Genomic DNA, 15,275 nt, shown 5'->3' with positions numbered 1-15,275 from the left:
TCGGGCGCTCGGCGGCCTAGGAGGAAACAGTGCTCGAGAGGGGGCACTGTTTCCCTGGTTTCAAAGGCCCCTACTTCGGGTAGCCGGCCTTCGTCATTTCGCGTTCCGTCAGCTTCTGGGCAGCCTGGAGCGCCTGATCGACGGAGATCTGGCCGGCCAGAGCGGCCGAGAACTGCTGGCCGACAGCCGTGCCGATGCCCTGGAATTCAGGGATAGCGACGAACTGAACGCCGACATACGGAACCGGCTTCACGGTCGGATGTGTCGGATCAGCCGAGTTGATCGAGTCGAGCGTCATCTTCGCGAAAGGCGCTGCCTTCTGGTAGTCCGCATTCGCATAGAGCGAGGTACGGGTGCCGGGAGGTGCATTCAGCCAGCCTTCCTTCTGAGCGACAAGGTTGGTGTATTCCTTGCTGGTTGCCCAGGCGATGAACTTCTCGGCAGCTTCGGTCTTCTTCGAGGAGGCCGGGATGGCGAGGTTCCATGCCCAGAGCCAGTTGCCGCGCTTGCCAAGACCCTTGTCCGGAGCCAGAGCGAAGCCGACCTTGTCGGCAACCTTGGATTCCTTCGGATCGGAAACGAAGGAAGCTGCAACTGTCGCGTCGATCCACATTCCGCATTTGCCGGACTGGAACAGCGCCAGGTTTTCATTGAAGCCGTTGGAGGAAGCGCCCGGAGGGCCGGCGTCCTTCATCAGCTTGACGTAGAAGCTCAGCGTGTCCTTCCATTCCGGCTGGTCGAACTGTGCCTTCCACTTTTCATCGAACCAGCGAGCGCCGAACGAATTCGACATCGCCGTCAGGAACGCCATGTTTTCGCCCCAGCCCGCCTTGCCGCGAAGGCAGATGCCGTAGACTTCATGATCCTTGTCGGTGATCTTGCGGGCTGCATCGGCGATGAAGTCCCAGGTCGGCGCGTCCGGCATCTTCAGGCCGGCCTTGTCGAACAGGTCCTTGCGGTACATCACCATCGAGCTTTCGCCGTAGAACGGCGCGGCATAGAGCTTGCCGTCGGTCGTCAGACCGCTGCGAATGGCCGGGAGAAGGTCATTCACGTCATAGTCCTTGTCGGCGGAAAGCTTGTCGAGCGATGCAAGCCAGCCGAGCTTGCTCCAGATCGGCACTTCATAGGTGCCGATGGTCAGCACGTCGTACTGGCCCGCCTTGGTAGCGATGTCGGTCGTAACCTTCTGGCGCAATACGTTTTCTTCAAGCGTGACCCATTGCAGGTCGATACCGGGGTTCTTGGCTTTGAAATCGTCCGTAAGCTTCTGCATACGGACCATGTCGCCGTTGTTAACCGTCGCAATGGTGAGGGTTTCGGCAGACGCCAGGCCGGCAAACATCAGAGCCGAGCAAGCGCCCAGCAGTAAAGTTTTCAATTTCATATCTTCCTCCCAGAAGACCAAAATGAGCATTCGCTTTGCTCATGGGCAATTACTCACGCCTTGCGACAAAATGTCAATGCAGATTCGTTGCTGCATTGCCGAGCAAGCAACCTATCCTTTTGTTTATATGAGTTAAATTTTTTGCTCAGACCTTGAGCAAAAATTCGGCAACTGCCTCGTCGGTGATCAAGCCATTGATCTGCTGGCCGATGACGGCGGCCTTGATCGCCTCGAATTTGCGTCGTCCCTTGGCGATGCCGATGACCGCGCAGGTCTCGCGTGACGGCAAGGGCGCACTCGCGACACGATCATTGACGTCGGGCATCATCCTACCGTCGCCATCGAAAATCCACCCGCAGATCTCGCCCGCGGCCCCCCGGTTCATCAGCGCCAGCATCTCATCCCTTTCGAGAAAGCCGTCGAGACAGAGCGGCGCCTCGACGCCCATCTCGCCGATGCCGACGAAGGTCACGTCGGCCTGTGCGCTGATATCGAGCGTCGAACGCACGAGCGCCTGCGCGTGCAGCAGCTCACGCTCCTCCGCCGACGACACCAGCACCGGCAACGGCATCGGAAAGTGACGCGCCTTGACGACATCGGCCATGCTGAAGATGACGTTGTAATAGGCAGCCGAGCCGTCCGGGCCGATATTGCCCGTCAGCGACACCACCCGATGCTGCAGACATTCTATCGCCGGCAGCTGATCGACGGCAGCCTTCAGCGTGCGGCCGGTGCCGATTGCCAGCACGATCGGATCGGGCCGCCGTAGCCAGCGCTCGATCTCGGCAGCACCGGCTTCGGCAATGCCGATCGTGGAGGAGGTGCTGTCAGGATCGCTCGGTACGATATCGACATGCCGCAGATTGAACTTCTTCTTGAGCTCTGCCGCATATTCCAGGCAGGCGGCGATCGGGTGATCCAGCCGCACCTTGATGAGCCGTTCGGCGACGGCAAGCGACACCAGCCTCTGTGCCGACTGGCGGGATATTCCCATTGCGACGGCGATCTCATCCTGCGTCCGGCCGGCGACGTAATAGAGCCAACCGGCCCGTGCCGCATCGTCCAGCCGTCCTTGGGAATCCAGCTTCTTCGCCATCGCCTTCCTTTAATCGAAACAGCGCCCGCGCCCGGGATGATCCGGACAACGCTTGCGGGGATTACACAGTTTCCGGCGGGATGACGCCCTTGGTCAAGGTGAAACAACCGTAGAAGCGCCGCTCGCCGGTCTGAATGACGCAAAAGGCATCTTTGGCACGCTCGTAGAAATCGAAGCGCTCGACAGGGGTCAGCGGCCAATGCTTGCCCTCGGCCTTATCGATCGCAGCCTGGACCTCCTGCTGGACCTGCGGCACCTCTTCCGGCGCACCAACCACCTCCATGCGCGTCGCCGCGTCGTCGATGAAGCTATCGAGTGGCATCAGCGACAGGATGGCGGCAACAGCGTCGGCGGCGGGCACATTGTCGATCCGCAGCAGCTCGCCTAAAACCGTCTGGCTCGCGATGGCCTCCGCCGGGAAATTCGTGTCGACGACGACAAGCATGTCGCCATGCCCCATCGACTTCAACGCGTAGAGCACGTCCGCATTCAAGAGCGGCGAAATTCCCTTCAGCATGACCGAGGCCCTCCGATAGCCTATGGCGGCCATCCAGGGGCCGCTTCATTCTCCGCGCAAACAAGTAACCATCGCGTTCCTGTCTGTCCATAGGCGCCGGGAACGTTTTCGGGCGGGAGGCCGAACCATGAACTGTGCATCGAGCCGCGGCTTATTTCAGCCCTTATTGACCCGATAGGTTCGTCGGCATTAACTGAAACACGTTCAACGGTTGAGAGGTGCAGGTGCGCATTCTTGTGGTGGAGGACGACGACACGATCGGCAGCGCGGTTCGGGACCATATCGCGGCGGGGCCTCATGCCGTCGACTGGGTGAAGAACCTGACTGATGCCGAAGAAGTCACCAGCGCCGTGCAATACGGTCTCATTCTGCTGGATTTGCAGCTTCCGGATGGCAGTGGCATCGATTTCCTCAAGAGGCTGCGCCGCAAGCCCGACGAAACGCCCGTCATGATCCTCACGGCGCGCGACCAGATTTCCGACCGCATCGAGGGCCTGAACAGCGGTGCCGATGACTATCTCGTCAAGCCGTTCAACCTCGGCGAACTGACAGCCCGCATTCTGGCCGTCGCCCGACGCTATGCCGGCAGCCCGCAGCCGACCCTCCGTCTCAGCGACCTCGAAATCGATCAGCCGCAACGCCGCGTCAAGCTGGCGGGCAAGGATGTGATCCTGACCGGGCGCGAATGGGCCGTGCTCGACCTGTTGATCGCGCGGCCGGGCGCCATCGTCTCGAAGGACAAGATAGAGGAGGCGCTTTATGCCTTCGGCTCCGAAATCGAGAGCAATACGGTGGAGGTCTATGTCAGCCGCCTGCGCAAGAAGATCGGTAAGGATCGCATAAAGACCGCGCGCGGCGTCGGCTACTGCCTGGGCGAGCGATGATCGAGCGCCAGGAGCCCAGCCGCGCCAGCATCACCCGGCGCCTGATTACCGCGCTGACCGGCATGGTTGTCGTCTTCTGGCTGATTGCGGTAGGCATCGGCGTCTATGTCGTCAACAAGGAACTCTCCGAAACCTTCGACGGCGCGTTGCAGGAAACCGCCGAGCGCCTGATGCCACTGGTGCTCGACGATCTGGCCAACCGTGACCATTCCGGCGATCCGCAAAGCCTGGAGGAACTCAACAAGGGCCTGAACCGCGAATATCTGACCTATCAGGTACTCGACGGCAACGGCAAGGTGATCCTGCACTCCCACGATGCCCCCGCAACGGCCTATGACGTACCGCTGAAGATCAGTTTCCATGACACGCCGAGATACCGGATTTATACCGAGTCCTCGGCCGACGGTTCGATCTTTCTGCACGTCGCCGATGCCTTCAAGAATCGCCGTGAGGCGTCGCGCGAAAGCGGTGTCGCGCTGCTCTGGCCACTGCTTGCGCTCATTCCCGCCAGCATTATCGCGATTGGGATCATCGTTGGGCGGTCGCTGCGGCCGATCGACCGCCTTCGGTCGCAGATCTCCACCAAGGACGGCGGCAACATGGCGCCGATCGAGAGCGAGACGCTACCGCTCGAACTGCAGCCGATCGCCCGCTCCGTCAACCTGCTGCTCGAACGGCTCCGTCTCGCCCTTGAGGCCGAGCGCGAATTTACCGCCAACAGCGCCCACGAGCTGCGCACCCCGATTGCCGGCGCGCTTGCCCAGACGCAGCGGCTGATCGCCGAATTGCCGCAAGGGCAGTTGACGGAACGGGCCGGCCGCATCGAGACGTCGCTCTCCAATCTTGGCCGGCTGGCGGAAAAATTGCTGCAGCTTTCCCGCGCCCAGGCCGGCATCGGCGCAGGCGACAGACCTGCCGATCTGATAGCCATCATAGAAACCGTCATCGGCGATTATGACCGCGATTCCGGCACCGCGGGCCGCGTCCTGCTGGAGAACGAGACGACGGAGAAGCTGATGCGCAACATCGATATCGATGCCTTTGCGATCGTCATGCGCAACCTCATCGAAAACGCCTTGATTCACGGCCCGGCCGATGACGAGGTGACTGTCGGCGTCGACGGCCGCACTGTCCGCGTCATCAATGGCGGCGCCGTGCTTTCCGTAAATGAGCTTGCCGGCTTGAAGAAGCGCTTCTGGCGCGGCAAGACGAAGGCCGCAGGCTCCGGCCTCGGGCTTTCGATCGTCGAGCGCATCGTCGGCCAGATCGGCGGACATCTCGATCTGCTATCGCCCGCGACCGGCAGAACCGACGGTTTCGAAGCCAGGATCACCCTGCCGTCCGGTTGACGGCCTTCGCCCTTCAAGGATTGATCTTGAAAAGATCGGCAAAGGGTGCGAGCAAGTGCGCCATGTTTCCAGCAGGTTGGTATCCATGATCGTTTCCTTCGACATCGGCGGCAGCGCCATCAAAGGCGGCATAGCCCGCTCCATGACGGATATCGTGCCGCTGGCACGGCGCCCGACGCCAGGACACGATTTTGCTGAATTCGTCGCCGCCCTGCGCGAGGTGATTGCCGAAGCCGGTGAGAAGCCGGATTGCCTCTCCTTCTCCATCGCCGGTGTCGTCGATCCCGATACGCAGGCGCTGACCTGCGCCAATATTCCCTGTATTCACGGCCGCCGTCTCGCTGCCGATCTGGAAGCGGAACTCGGCTATCCAGCGTTGATTGCCAACGATGCCGATTGCTTCGCCATGGCCGAAGCCATGTCCGGAGCCGGTCGCGGCCACCGCATCGTCTTCGGCGCCATTCTCGGCACCGGCGTCGGCGGCGGTCTGGTCGCGGACGGCCGGCTGGTCAACGCGGCCGGCGGCTTCGCAGGAGAATGGGGCCACGGTCCGATCATCGCCTCTTTCGCCGGCAATCCGCCGGTCGCCATTCCCGCCTATGCCTGCGGCTGCGGCCAGAAGGGTTGCGTCGACACGGTCGGCGGCGCCCGCGGCATCGAGCGCCTGCACAAGACGCTTCACGGACTGGAGCTTTCCAGCGAAGAGATCATCGGCGAATGGCTGAAAGGCGAAGACCGCGCCGAACGCACAATCGAGGTCATGATCGATCTGGTCGCCTCCCCGCTCGCTCTGACCATCAACATAACCGGCGCGACCATCGTGCCGGTCGGCGGCGGTCTTTCCAACGTCGAACCGCTTCTCGCACGCCTTGACGAGGCGGTGCGCGCCCGCATCCTGCGCAAGTTCGGCCGGCCGCTTGTCGTACCCAGCGAGTGCAAGCCGGAACCGGGCCTCATCGGCGCGGCACTGCTCGGCCTGCAATATGCCGGAGAGCGCACCCATGCTGCTTGAAGTCTGCGTCGAGGACATTGCCGGTCTCAAGGCCGCCGTCGCAGGCGGCGGCGATCGCATCGAGCTTTGCAGCGCGCTCCCCCTCGGCGGGCTGACGCCGAGCGCCGGGCTGATGGCTGTTGCGGCAAAAATGCCCGTGCCCGCCTATGCCATCATCCGCCCTCGCGCCGGCAACTTCGTCTACTCGGCCGACGAGCTCGATATCATGAAGCGCGACATCGACGCGGCGCGATCTGCCGGGCTGCCGGGCGTCGTGCTTGGCGCCTCCCAGCCGGACGGACGGCTGGATGTCGACACGCTGACCATCCTCGCCGCCCATGCGCAAGGGCTCGGCAAGACGCTGCATCGCGCCTTCGATCTGGTGCCCGACGTCAAGGAAGCCGTCGAGGTGGCCGTTTCCCTCGTCTTCGAGCGCATCCTGACATCAGGTGGCGCAAGGACCGCAGCCGAAGGCGTTGCCATGCTCGAGCAGGCGATTGCTGTTGCCGCCGGCCGCATCTCCATCATGCCCGGCTCCGGCGTGACGCTGGCGACGGTCGGCCAACTCTGGCCGCGCTTGCAGATCGGCGAGATTCATGCCTCCTGCTCCGCAGCCGTCCCAGAGACGGACGAGCGCGTCATTGCCCTCGGCTTCTCGGCGCCTTCGATCCGCCGCACCGATGCCGCCACCGTCAAGGCACTCAAGGCGTATTTCGCTTAAGACCGGCTGTGCTGCGATTTGCGGCGAGGACGTGCGACAAGCCACGGGCCCTGAACGCAAGAACCGGGCGCGGGAGATCGCAATGTGCTTTGGGCAACATCATGAATTGACAAAGAAACATTAGAATGATCAATCGTTCATAAACGCATATGCTGTAGCCATGGATTGGCTGCGCAACATACAGTTATTGCAGCAGACAGGTTTCCTCGGGAGTAGCTGTGATCTGAATCATGTCGGTGGCGCCACCTCGCAAGAAAAGCAGGGCTGTCTTCTGGATTGCGGCTGTTGTCATCGGTTCGATCATCCTGGCAACCGCGCTGCTTGCCAACGACATGCGCAATTTGCGGGCTTTGGATAGCCGCTATCATCTCAATCTGTTTCCGAAGCAAGAGCAGCAGGCAGCGACACCGCCGCCCGTGCCGGCACAGGAACAGCAGCCGGCTCATGCGGCAACACCTCCGGCCATGACGTCGGCAGCACCGGCCCCGGCGGCCAGGAACGTCCGAGTAAAGCCGGCGAGCATCACCGCCAAACCATCCGTCAGGAAAAGATCCCATTTGCTGGATGAGCCCGTCGACGCCCTCCTGAGCGCCTTCGTGCGCAGCTGGCGCATATCGGGCGAGACGCTTTGCGCCGATCTCGTAAAGTTCGGCCTGCCCGTCGGGCAATGGCGGCAAAGCGAATTGGGCGCCGGCACCTCCGAATGCAGCTATGCCATCCAGAAGGGCGCCTATGGCGATGCAAACGCAGCCTCCTTCTTCATCATCGCCCGCGGCAAGCCATCGGGCGAACTCGAGACAATCCGCATCAAGGTCATCATGCCCGACAATGCCGATGGCAAGTCGATCGCCGGCACCTTCGTCGACACCGTCGTACTCCTGCTGAACGAGACGCACTGGCTGGACTTTCAGGCCGCACTGGATTCGATCGGCAAGTTGCAGGATGTGACGCTGCAGGCCTTCGGCGCCAAGCTCAGCTTCTTCAAGGAATTCCAGGGCAATAACAATTTCAACCTGCAGCTGGAACTGCGGAGAACGTCGCCGGAGCAATTGCGAACCGCCATTGTCTTCGACAAGGCGCGCTGGACGCTGCCCTCGCCCTCCTCGACCAATTAGATCTCGGAGCACGCATGTATTTGCCGCTCTTTCATGGTGTATGTTGCGAATACAACCAATGAGCAAGCACTCAGCGGGCTACGCGCCATCATGGGATGAAACGGAGAGGGAGATGGAGCCAAGAGCAGCCAAATCAAACATCAAGAAGATGATTTTCATGAATATCTTCGCTCTGCTGGTTGCTGAATATTTCGCTATCGTTTCGTATTCTTTGATTTCATTCGCCTCTGATTTTAACTCAATCGCTGAGGTAATATCTGTGCCGCTGGCATTGGTCAGCCTTAGCTTCGCTATGGTACCGATGGCTCTCCTGATCACGTGGAAGGCCGCTCTAGTGGCGATCGGCGTCGGCGAATTGCTCGGGCGACCCTCCTATTATTATCCGATAGCTGGAGCTATTGCTGGATACTGGACAGCTCATTCATGGGGCTTTCAAAGCGGCTCCAATAGGTTTGATGTCCTTGTGCTTACAATAAGCGGCGGTATCGCGGGCTATGCTTTCTGGTACGTGGCTGTCCGAAGTTTGGATTTTGATTTGCAAGCGTCGCCTTCACCGAGAGTCGATGACAATGTCTGAGGCGCGAAGGTGGGACGGCTAGAAATGAATCCGCTGTCCATACTACCGCGAAGCGTCCGATCACAACTGCCGTTGGCACAGTGCAGCAGGGCGCATCCAGGATGGGCGCCCGATTTTACAAAACGGTATCAAACATTCATGCGCTTCGGTTTTTGTTGCACTGCCCCATCAGTAGTGCGCATATAGGTGACGATTCCGAAGGTCGGCGGATCACCGGCCGGCAGCACCATGTTTCCCGAGAACACGAAGCGGTTTCCGCAGGGAATCATGCAAATCGTCAAACACGCCGGTCCCCCAGCCGAGCGGTGGAAAGCCATTGCACTCCATGGATTCGATAGATCCCGATCCGCACGGCCAGACTTTTGCGGTCGAACGCGACCCCCGCCTGCGCTACATCATTCCCGCCGTCGTCGCCGTTGCCTTCCTGATGGAACAACTCGATTCCACCATCCTCATCACCGCCGTCCCCGATATCGCCAAAAGCCTCGGCACGACGCCGGTGCGCATGAACCTGGCCGTCACCACCTATATTCTGACGCTCGCCATGTTCATCCCGGTGAGCGGCTGGTTCGCGGATCGCTTCGGCGCGCGGCGCATCTTCGCGCTGTCGCTGTTCATCTTCACGATCGGTTCGATCCTATGCGGTCTGGCGACGAGCCTGCCGATGCTGATCGCCATGCGGGCGCTGCAGGGCTTCGGCGGCGCCATGATGACGCCGGTCGGACGCCTGATCCTCATCCGCAGCTTCCCGCGCAGCCAACTCGTCACGGCGATGACCTATATGACCCTGCCCGCCGTCATCGGACCGGTGATCGGGCCGGTGCTCGGCGGTTTCCTGACGACCTATCTGTCCTGGCGCTGGATCTTCTGGGTGAACCTGCCCTTCGGCCTGATCGGCATGGTCATGGCGCTGCGCTATGTCGAGGACACCGATCGCGACGAGACGATCAAGTTCGATTTTCCCGGCTTCGTCATGGTCGGCCTCGGCTGTGTCCTGCTGCAATACGGGATCGAGAATATCGGCCGCCCGGCAATTCCGGTCTGGGCCATTCTCCTCGTTCTCGCCGCCGCCGGTCTGCTGCTGCTCGGCTTCATCCGCTATGCGAGAACAGCGGAATCGCCGGCCGTGGATCTCACCCTCTTCAAGCTGCGCACCTTCCGCATTGGCACGCTTGCCGGCGGCATCTGTCGCGTTGGGCTAAACGGCGTGCCCTTCCTGCTGCCGTTGATGCTGCAGGTCGGCTTCGGCTTGAGCCCCATCGTCTCGGGCACGCTGACCTTCGTCAGCGCCTTGAGCGCGCTTGCCGTTCGGCCAGTCTCCGCAAAGCTGCTGAAGCTCTACGGCTTCGACCGCATGCTGACCTGGAGCGCTGTGTTCGGCGCTGCCGTCGTCGCCGGCTTCGCGCTGATCACGCCCGATACGCCGCATTGGTTCATCATCGTCTACGTCTTCATCTTCGGACTGGCGCGAGCGGGACAGTTCATGACGTCGAACACCTTGTCCTACTCCGACACCCCGGCCGCTCAGCTCAGCCGCGCGACCAGTCTCGGCGGCGTCCTGCAGCAATTGAGCGTCAGCTTCGGCATCTCCGTCGCGGCCATGCTGCTTGGGTTGGTGACGCTGGACGGATCGCCGCTGACGCCCGAGAAATTCCACCTAGCCTTCTTGCTGATGGCAATCATTCCCCTGCTCGGCATACCCGGCTTCCTCAAGCTGCAGCCTGAAGACGGCGTGCAGGTGAGCGGCCATCAGCGCCGGCCGAAGACATAGTGCAGGGATAGAGATTTTTACGCCGCAAGCGCCGAGGCGCGCGGGTGGACGAGATGATCGCGAAGCACCGCGCCGGAGCGGTCGACTTCCTGCATCAGCACGTCGTAGCTCCAGAGATCAGCCAGGTGCTGCAACACGCGCTTGGCATCCATATCGTCGAGCATTGCGCCATTCAGCACCGTGTGCTTCAGCAGAAGCCGCCGGTCGCCGGCAAGGTCGACATCGACGATCTCGATATGCGGATCGATCCAGCCGACATCATATTGCCGGGCCAGCTCCCGCCGGATACGGCGATAGCCGCGCTCGTCGTGAATGGCGGCGACCCTCAGCCCCTCTTCCTCCTCCGGATCGTCGGTCAGCTGGAACATCCGCATCTTGCGCATCAGATGCGGGCTCAGGAATTGCGAAACGAAACTCTCGTCGCGATAGTTCGCCCAGAGGTCGCGCAAGACAGCCATGGCATCGCCGGTGCCGGCGATATCCGGGAACCACTGCCGATCCTCCTCTTCCGGCCTCGTCACGATGCGCTCGATGTCCTGCATCATGGCAAAACCGATCGCATAAGGGTTGAGACCGGAATAGCGGGGATCGTTGAAGGTCGGCTGGAAGACCACATTGGTATGCGATTTCAGGAATTCCAGAAAATCGCCGTCGCCGATACCGCCGAGTTCGTGCAGCCGCGTCATGATGCGGTAGTGCACGTAGGTCGCAGTGCCCTCGTTCATCACCTTGGTCTGGCTCTGCGGATAGAAATATTGCGCCACGTGCCGGACGATGCGGATGATCTCGCGCTGCCAGGGCTTCAGGCGCGGCGCCATCTTCTCCAAGAAATAGAGGATATTTTCCTGCGGCAGGCCGGCGAGTGAGCGTCGGCGCTCCAGATCGAGATCGAGATTTTTTTTGCTGTGGCCGGTCGGAACCGTGCGCCAGAGGTCGTTGAAGATCTTCTCGTCATATTCGCGCCGCTCGCGCTCGCGCTTCTCCTCGTCGCGCAGATCAGGCGTCTTCTTGCCGGCATAGCGATGAACGCCGTGAGACATCAGCGCATGCGCGGCATCGAGCGTGCGTTCGACGGCGGCGTGGCCGTAGCGCTCCTCGCAGCGCGCGACATAGCTCTTGGCGAAGTTGAGATAGTCGAGAATGCCCTCTGCGTCTGTCCAGAGCTTGAAGAGATAGTTGTTCTTGAAGAAATGATTATGGCCAAAGGCGGCATGCGCGATGACGAGCGCCTGCATCGTCGCGGTATTCTCCTCCATCAGATAGGAGATGCAGGGCGAGCTGTTGATGACGATCTCATAGGCAAGACCGCGCAGCCCCTTGCGATAGAAGGCCTCGTGATGGGCGAAATGCTTGCCGAAGGACCAGTGCTTGTAGAAGAGCGGCATGCCGATCGAGGAATAGACGTCGAGCATCTGCTCGGCGGTGATGATCTCGATCTGGTTCGGATAGACATCGAGACCAAGCTCGTTGACGGCGATCTTCTCGCAGGCATTGTGAATCCGCTGGATGGTGGCGAAATCCCAGTCCGCGCCTTCGAAAAGCCGCTCCATCGATGCCTTCTTCGCCATCTTCAGCTCCTTGTTTCCGCCGTACGCCGCTGGAACAGATCGTGGAAGACCGGATAGATCTGGCTGCGATCGCTGACACGCCGCATGGAAAGCATTGGCCACCCCGCCTGCATCCGCTCATAGAGCGACCAGATCGCCGAGCCGGACGAAATCGCGACGCTGCGCGACTCCCCGACTTCGAGATAGGCGAAATACTGACAGACGGGCAGGATCTCGCTCGTCATCAGCGCAGCCGTCGTCGCATTGTCGGAATAGGCGTTGTCGCCATCCGATGCCTGTGCCGCATAGATGTTCCAGTCCGAGGCCGGGAAGCGGTCGCGCACGATCCCCCGCATCGCCTCGAGCGCGCTCGAAACCTGGGTACCGCCCGTTGCCGGGCTGCGGAAGAAGGTCTCCTCGTCCACCTCTTCCGCCACATCAGTATGGCGGATGAAAACGATCTCGACGCGGCGATACTGCCGGGTCAGGAAGATGTAGAGCAGCATGTAGAAGCGCTTGGCGAGATCCTTCATGTGCTCCGTCATCGAGCCGGAAACGTCCATCAGGCAAAACATGACGGCCTGCGCAACCGGCTTCGGCTCGTTCTCGAACCGGCGATAGCGGATATCGATCGGATCGATGTAGGGGATGCGCCGGACTTTCGATTCCAGCATCTTGATCTCGGCTTCGAGTTGGGCGCGGCGCGTTTCGTCCGTGCATTCCTCCGCCTCTTCGATGAGCTTCTCAACCGTTTCCGGCTTTGGACGGTGCAGCGCAACGCGGCGCATCATGGCAAGCCGCATCGTGCGGTTGATGGCGAGGTTGGCCGGCGACCCCGTCACCGAATAGCCAGAGCGCACCGGATTGATCTGGTCGGCGGATATCAGCCGCCGCTTGGCGAGATCGGGCAATTCGAGATCGTCGAGGAAAAGATCGAGGAATTCGTCGCGCGTCAGAATGAAGCGGAAGGCATCCTCGCCGGTGCCGTCGCCGCCGGCCTTCGGCTTGCCGCCGCCGCCTTCCGGGCGGGGAAGCACATCGCCTTCTATGAAGTCCTTGTTACCGGGAAGAATATGTTCCTTCAGCCCCTCGGGGCCGCGATGGAACCGAGGCTCCTCGGTTCCATCTAGGGGAATGCTGATTTCGCCACCCTTCAGAATGTCCTGAATGTCGCGTTTTTGAGAGGATTCATAGACCGCTCTCTGCACCAGCGCTTTTGCTCTTCGCAAAAATCGTTGACGATTTTCTAGACTTTTTCCGCCTGGATTCAGGCGTCTGTCAACAATGTGCATTCCTTCTTCCTTGGTGGCTCATCCAGCCTGTTTCACACGCATGTACCATTCCACAAGCCGCCGAACCTGGCGCTCGGTATAGCCCCGCGCGACCATGCGCTCGACGAATTCGCCATGTTTCTTTTCCGATTCGCCATCCTTCTTCGATCCGAACGAGATGACGGGCAGAAGGTCCTCGACCTGGGAGAACATCCGCTTTTCGATGACTTCGCGAATCTTCTCGTAGCTGGTCCAAGACGGGTTCTTGCCGCCGTGGCTTGCCCGTGCCCGCAGGCAGAACTTGACGATCTCGTTGCGAAAGTCCTTCGGATTGGCGATGCCGGCCGGCTTTTCGATCTTGGTGAGCTCCTGGTTCAGAAGCTCGCGGTCAAGAAGCTGGCCCGTATCCGGGTCCTTGAAGTCCACATCCTCGATCCACGCGTCGGCATAGTCGACATAGCGATCGAAAAGGTTCTGGCCGTAATCCGCATAGGATTCCAGATAGGCCTTCTGGATCTCGTTGCCGATGAACTCCGCATAGCGCGGTCCCAGTTCGCTCTTGATGAACTCGATATAGAGCTTCTCCGTTTCAAGCGGCAGTTGCTCACGGCGGATCGACTGCTCCAGCATATACATCAGATGCACCGGATCCGCGCCGACTTCGGTCGTATCGTAGTTGAAGGTCGCCGCCAGAACCTTGAAGGCAAAGCGGGTGGAAGCCCCGTCCATACCTTCGTCGACACCGGCGGAGTCGCGATATTCCTGCACGCTGCGAGCTCTCGGATCGGTTTCTTTCAGGCTCTCGCCATCATAGACCCGAAGCTTGGAGAAGGCCGTCGAATTCTCGTGCTTGGAAAGCCGCGTCAGAACCGTGAAGCGGGCGAGTGTTTCGAGCGTCGACGGTGCGCAGGGCGCATCGCTAAGTTCGGATTCCTCGATCAGCTTCTCGTAGATCTTCTGCTCTTCGGTGACCCGCAGGCAATAGGGCACCTTCACGACGCAGATGCGGTCGATGAACGCCTCATTGTTCTTGTTGGCCTTAAATGTCTGCCATTCAGACTCGTTGGAGTGAGCCAGAATGATGCCGGAGAAGGGTATCGCACCGATGTTTTCAGTGCCGATATAGTTGCCTTCCTGTGTCGCTGTCAGCAGCGGATGCAGCATCTTGATCGGCGCTTTGAACATTTCGACGAATTCGAGAATGCCCTGATTGGCGCGGTTCAATGCACCGGAATAGCTGTAGGCGTCCGGATCGTTCTGCGCGAGGCTTTCGAGCTTGCGGATATCCACCTTGCCGACCAGCGAGGAGATGTCCTGGTTGTTCTCGTCGCCCGGCTCCGTCTTGGCGACGGCGATTTGCCGCAGCCTGGAGGGCTGCAATCTGACGACGCGGAAGCGGGAGATATCGCCTTCGAACTCTTCCAGCCGTTTCAGGCACCACGGGCTCATGAGCCCGGTCAGGCGCCGGCGGGGAATGCCATAGCGCTCCTCGATCATCGGCCCCATGGTGACGGGATCGAACAGGCTGAGCGGACTTTCGAAGACCGGACTCAGCTCGTTTCCAGCCTTGAGCACATGGATCGGATGGACTTCCATCAACGATTTCAAGCGTTCCGCGAGCGAAGACTTGCCGCCGCCGACGGGCCCGAGCAGATAGAGGATCTGCTTGCGCTCCTCCAGCCCCTGAGCCGCATGGCGGAAGAAGGCGACGATGCGTTCGATCGTCTCTTCCATGCCGAAGAAGCCCGAAAAAGCCGGATAAGTCCGGATGGTCCGGTTCATGAAGATGCGCCCAAGTCGTGTGTCCTTGGCCGTATCGATCAGCAAGGGTTCACCCATCGCTGCGAGCAATCGCTCAGCCGCATTCGCGTACATGAGCGGGTCATCCCGGCACCCTTCCAGGTATTCGGAAAATGACATCTCGACTTCGCGCCGTGCTTCGAAAGAACGGGCGAATGTGTTGAATAGAACATCGTTGTTTAACATGGCGCCCCGTTAGCTTGCTATTGCAAATAAACGCTGGACTTAACGAGATCACTTATCCCGCTA

Annotated in this window: 13 protein-coding genes; 7 read left to right on the top strand and 6 right to left on the bottom strand. The window is 60.5% G+C overall.

The genetic code is table 11. The annotated features are described in order from the left end of the window. Positions 1–70: 70 nt before the first annotated feature. The 3 genes from BJ928_RS10560 to BJ928_RS10550 all read right to left on the bottom strand — a co-directional run bounded on the left by BJ928_RS10560 (position 71) and on the right by BJ928_RS10550 (position 3,000). Positions 71–1,387, bottom strand: coding sequence for a sugar ABC transporter substrate-binding protein (locus BJ928_RS10560; protein ID WP_047629488.1), 1,317 nt, complete (start codon positions 1,385–1,387; stop codon positions 71–73). 145 nt (positions 1,388–1,532) lie between these two features. Further along, entirely contained in the window at positions 1,533–2,483 is a 951-nt protein-coding gene (locus BJ928_RS10555; protein WP_047628900.1) for a sugar-binding transcriptional regulator, read from the bottom strand. A gap of 61 nt (positions 2,484–2,544) precedes the next feature. Then, positions 2,545–3,000, bottom strand: coding sequence for an RbsD/FucU family protein (locus BJ928_RS10550; RefSeq protein ID WP_047629485.1), 456 nt, complete (start codon positions 2,998–3,000; stop codon positions 2,545–2,547). A 224-nt stretch (positions 3,001–3,224) separates the two neighbouring features. Between BJ928_RS10550 and BJ928_RS10545 the strand changes: the two genes are divergently transcribed. From BJ928_RS10545 to BJ928_RS10515, 7 genes are all read left to right on the top strand, one after another. After that, complete coding sequence (locus BJ928_RS10545) at positions 3,225–3,884, top strand: response regulator transcription factor (RefSeq protein ID WP_047628899.1); 660 nt, start codon at positions 3,225–3,227, stop codon at positions 3,882–3,884. Next, positions 3,881–5,233: an ATP-binding protein gene (locus BJ928_RS10540; protein ID WP_047628898.1), complete on the top strand. Its 1,353-nt coding sequence runs from the start codon at positions 3,881–3,883 to the stop codon at positions 5,231–5,233. The genes BJ928_RS10545 and BJ928_RS10540 overlap by 4 nt, the downstream gene beginning before the upstream one ends. 85 nt (positions 5,234–5,318) lie before the next feature. After that, a complete protein-coding gene (locus BJ928_RS10535) occupies positions 5,319–6,245 on the top strand; it encodes an ROK family protein (protein WP_047628897.1) in 927 nt (308 codons plus the stop codon). Then, positions 6,235–6,945 (top strand): copper homeostasis protein CutC, encoded by a 711-nt coding sequence (locus BJ928_RS10530; protein WP_047628896.1) that lies wholly within the window; start codon positions 6,235–6,237, stop codon positions 6,943–6,945. Before BJ928_RS10535 ends, BJ928_RS10530 begins: the two co-directional genes overlap by 11 nt. A gap of 230 nt (positions 6,946–7,175) precedes the next feature. Then, on the top strand, positions 7,176–8,060 hold the full coding sequence (locus BJ928_RS10525) for a DUF6030 family protein (RefSeq protein ID WP_047628894.1): 885 nt from the start codon (positions 7,176–7,178) through the stop codon (positions 8,058–8,060). 58 nt (positions 8,061–8,118) lie between these two features. Beyond that, complete coding sequence (locus BJ928_RS10520) at positions 8,119–8,637, top strand: hypothetical protein (protein ID WP_147413898.1); 519 nt, start codon at positions 8,119–8,121, stop codon at positions 8,635–8,637. A gap of 325 nt (positions 8,638–8,962) precedes the next feature. Continuing rightward, a complete protein-coding gene (locus BJ928_RS10515; RefSeq protein ID WP_047628892.1) occupies positions 8,963–10,408 on the top strand; it encodes an MDR family MFS transporter in 1,446 nt (481 codons plus the stop codon). Positions 10,409–10,425: 17 nt separating this feature from the next. On the opposite strand, the gene BJ928_RS10510 is transcribed toward BJ928_RS10515, so the two are convergent. Genes BJ928_RS10510 through BJ928_RS10500 form a run of 3 tightly spaced genes read right to left on the bottom strand, consistent with a single transcriptional unit; the run spans position 10,426 to position 15,212 of the window. Next, complete coding sequence (locus BJ928_RS10510) at positions 10,426–11,976, bottom strand: SpoVR family protein (protein WP_047628891.1); 1,551 nt, start codon at positions 11,974–11,976, stop codon at positions 10,426–10,428. Between the two features lie 2 nt (positions 11,977–11,978). Continuing rightward, positions 11,979–13,247, bottom strand: a complete 1,269-nt coding sequence (locus BJ928_RS10505; protein ID WP_047628890.1) for a YeaH/YhbH family protein — start codon at positions 13,245–13,247, stop codon at positions 11,979–11,981. Positions 13,248–13,265: 18 nt separating this feature from the next. Further along, a complete protein-coding gene (locus BJ928_RS10500; RefSeq protein WP_047628889.1) occupies positions 13,266–15,212 on the bottom strand; it encodes a PrkA family serine protein kinase in 1,947 nt (648 codons plus the stop codon). Between the last annotated feature and the right edge of the window lie 63 nt (positions 15,213–15,275).

The sequence above is a fragment of the Rhizobium sp. WW_1 genome (genome assembly GCF_003610155.1).
In the GTDB taxonomy this organism is placed as follows: domain Bacteria; phylum Pseudomonadota; class Alphaproteobacteria; order Rhizobiales; family Rhizobiaceae; genus Rhizobium; species Rhizobium tropici_A.
This window is presented reverse-complemented; position numbering and strand designations above follow the sequence as displayed.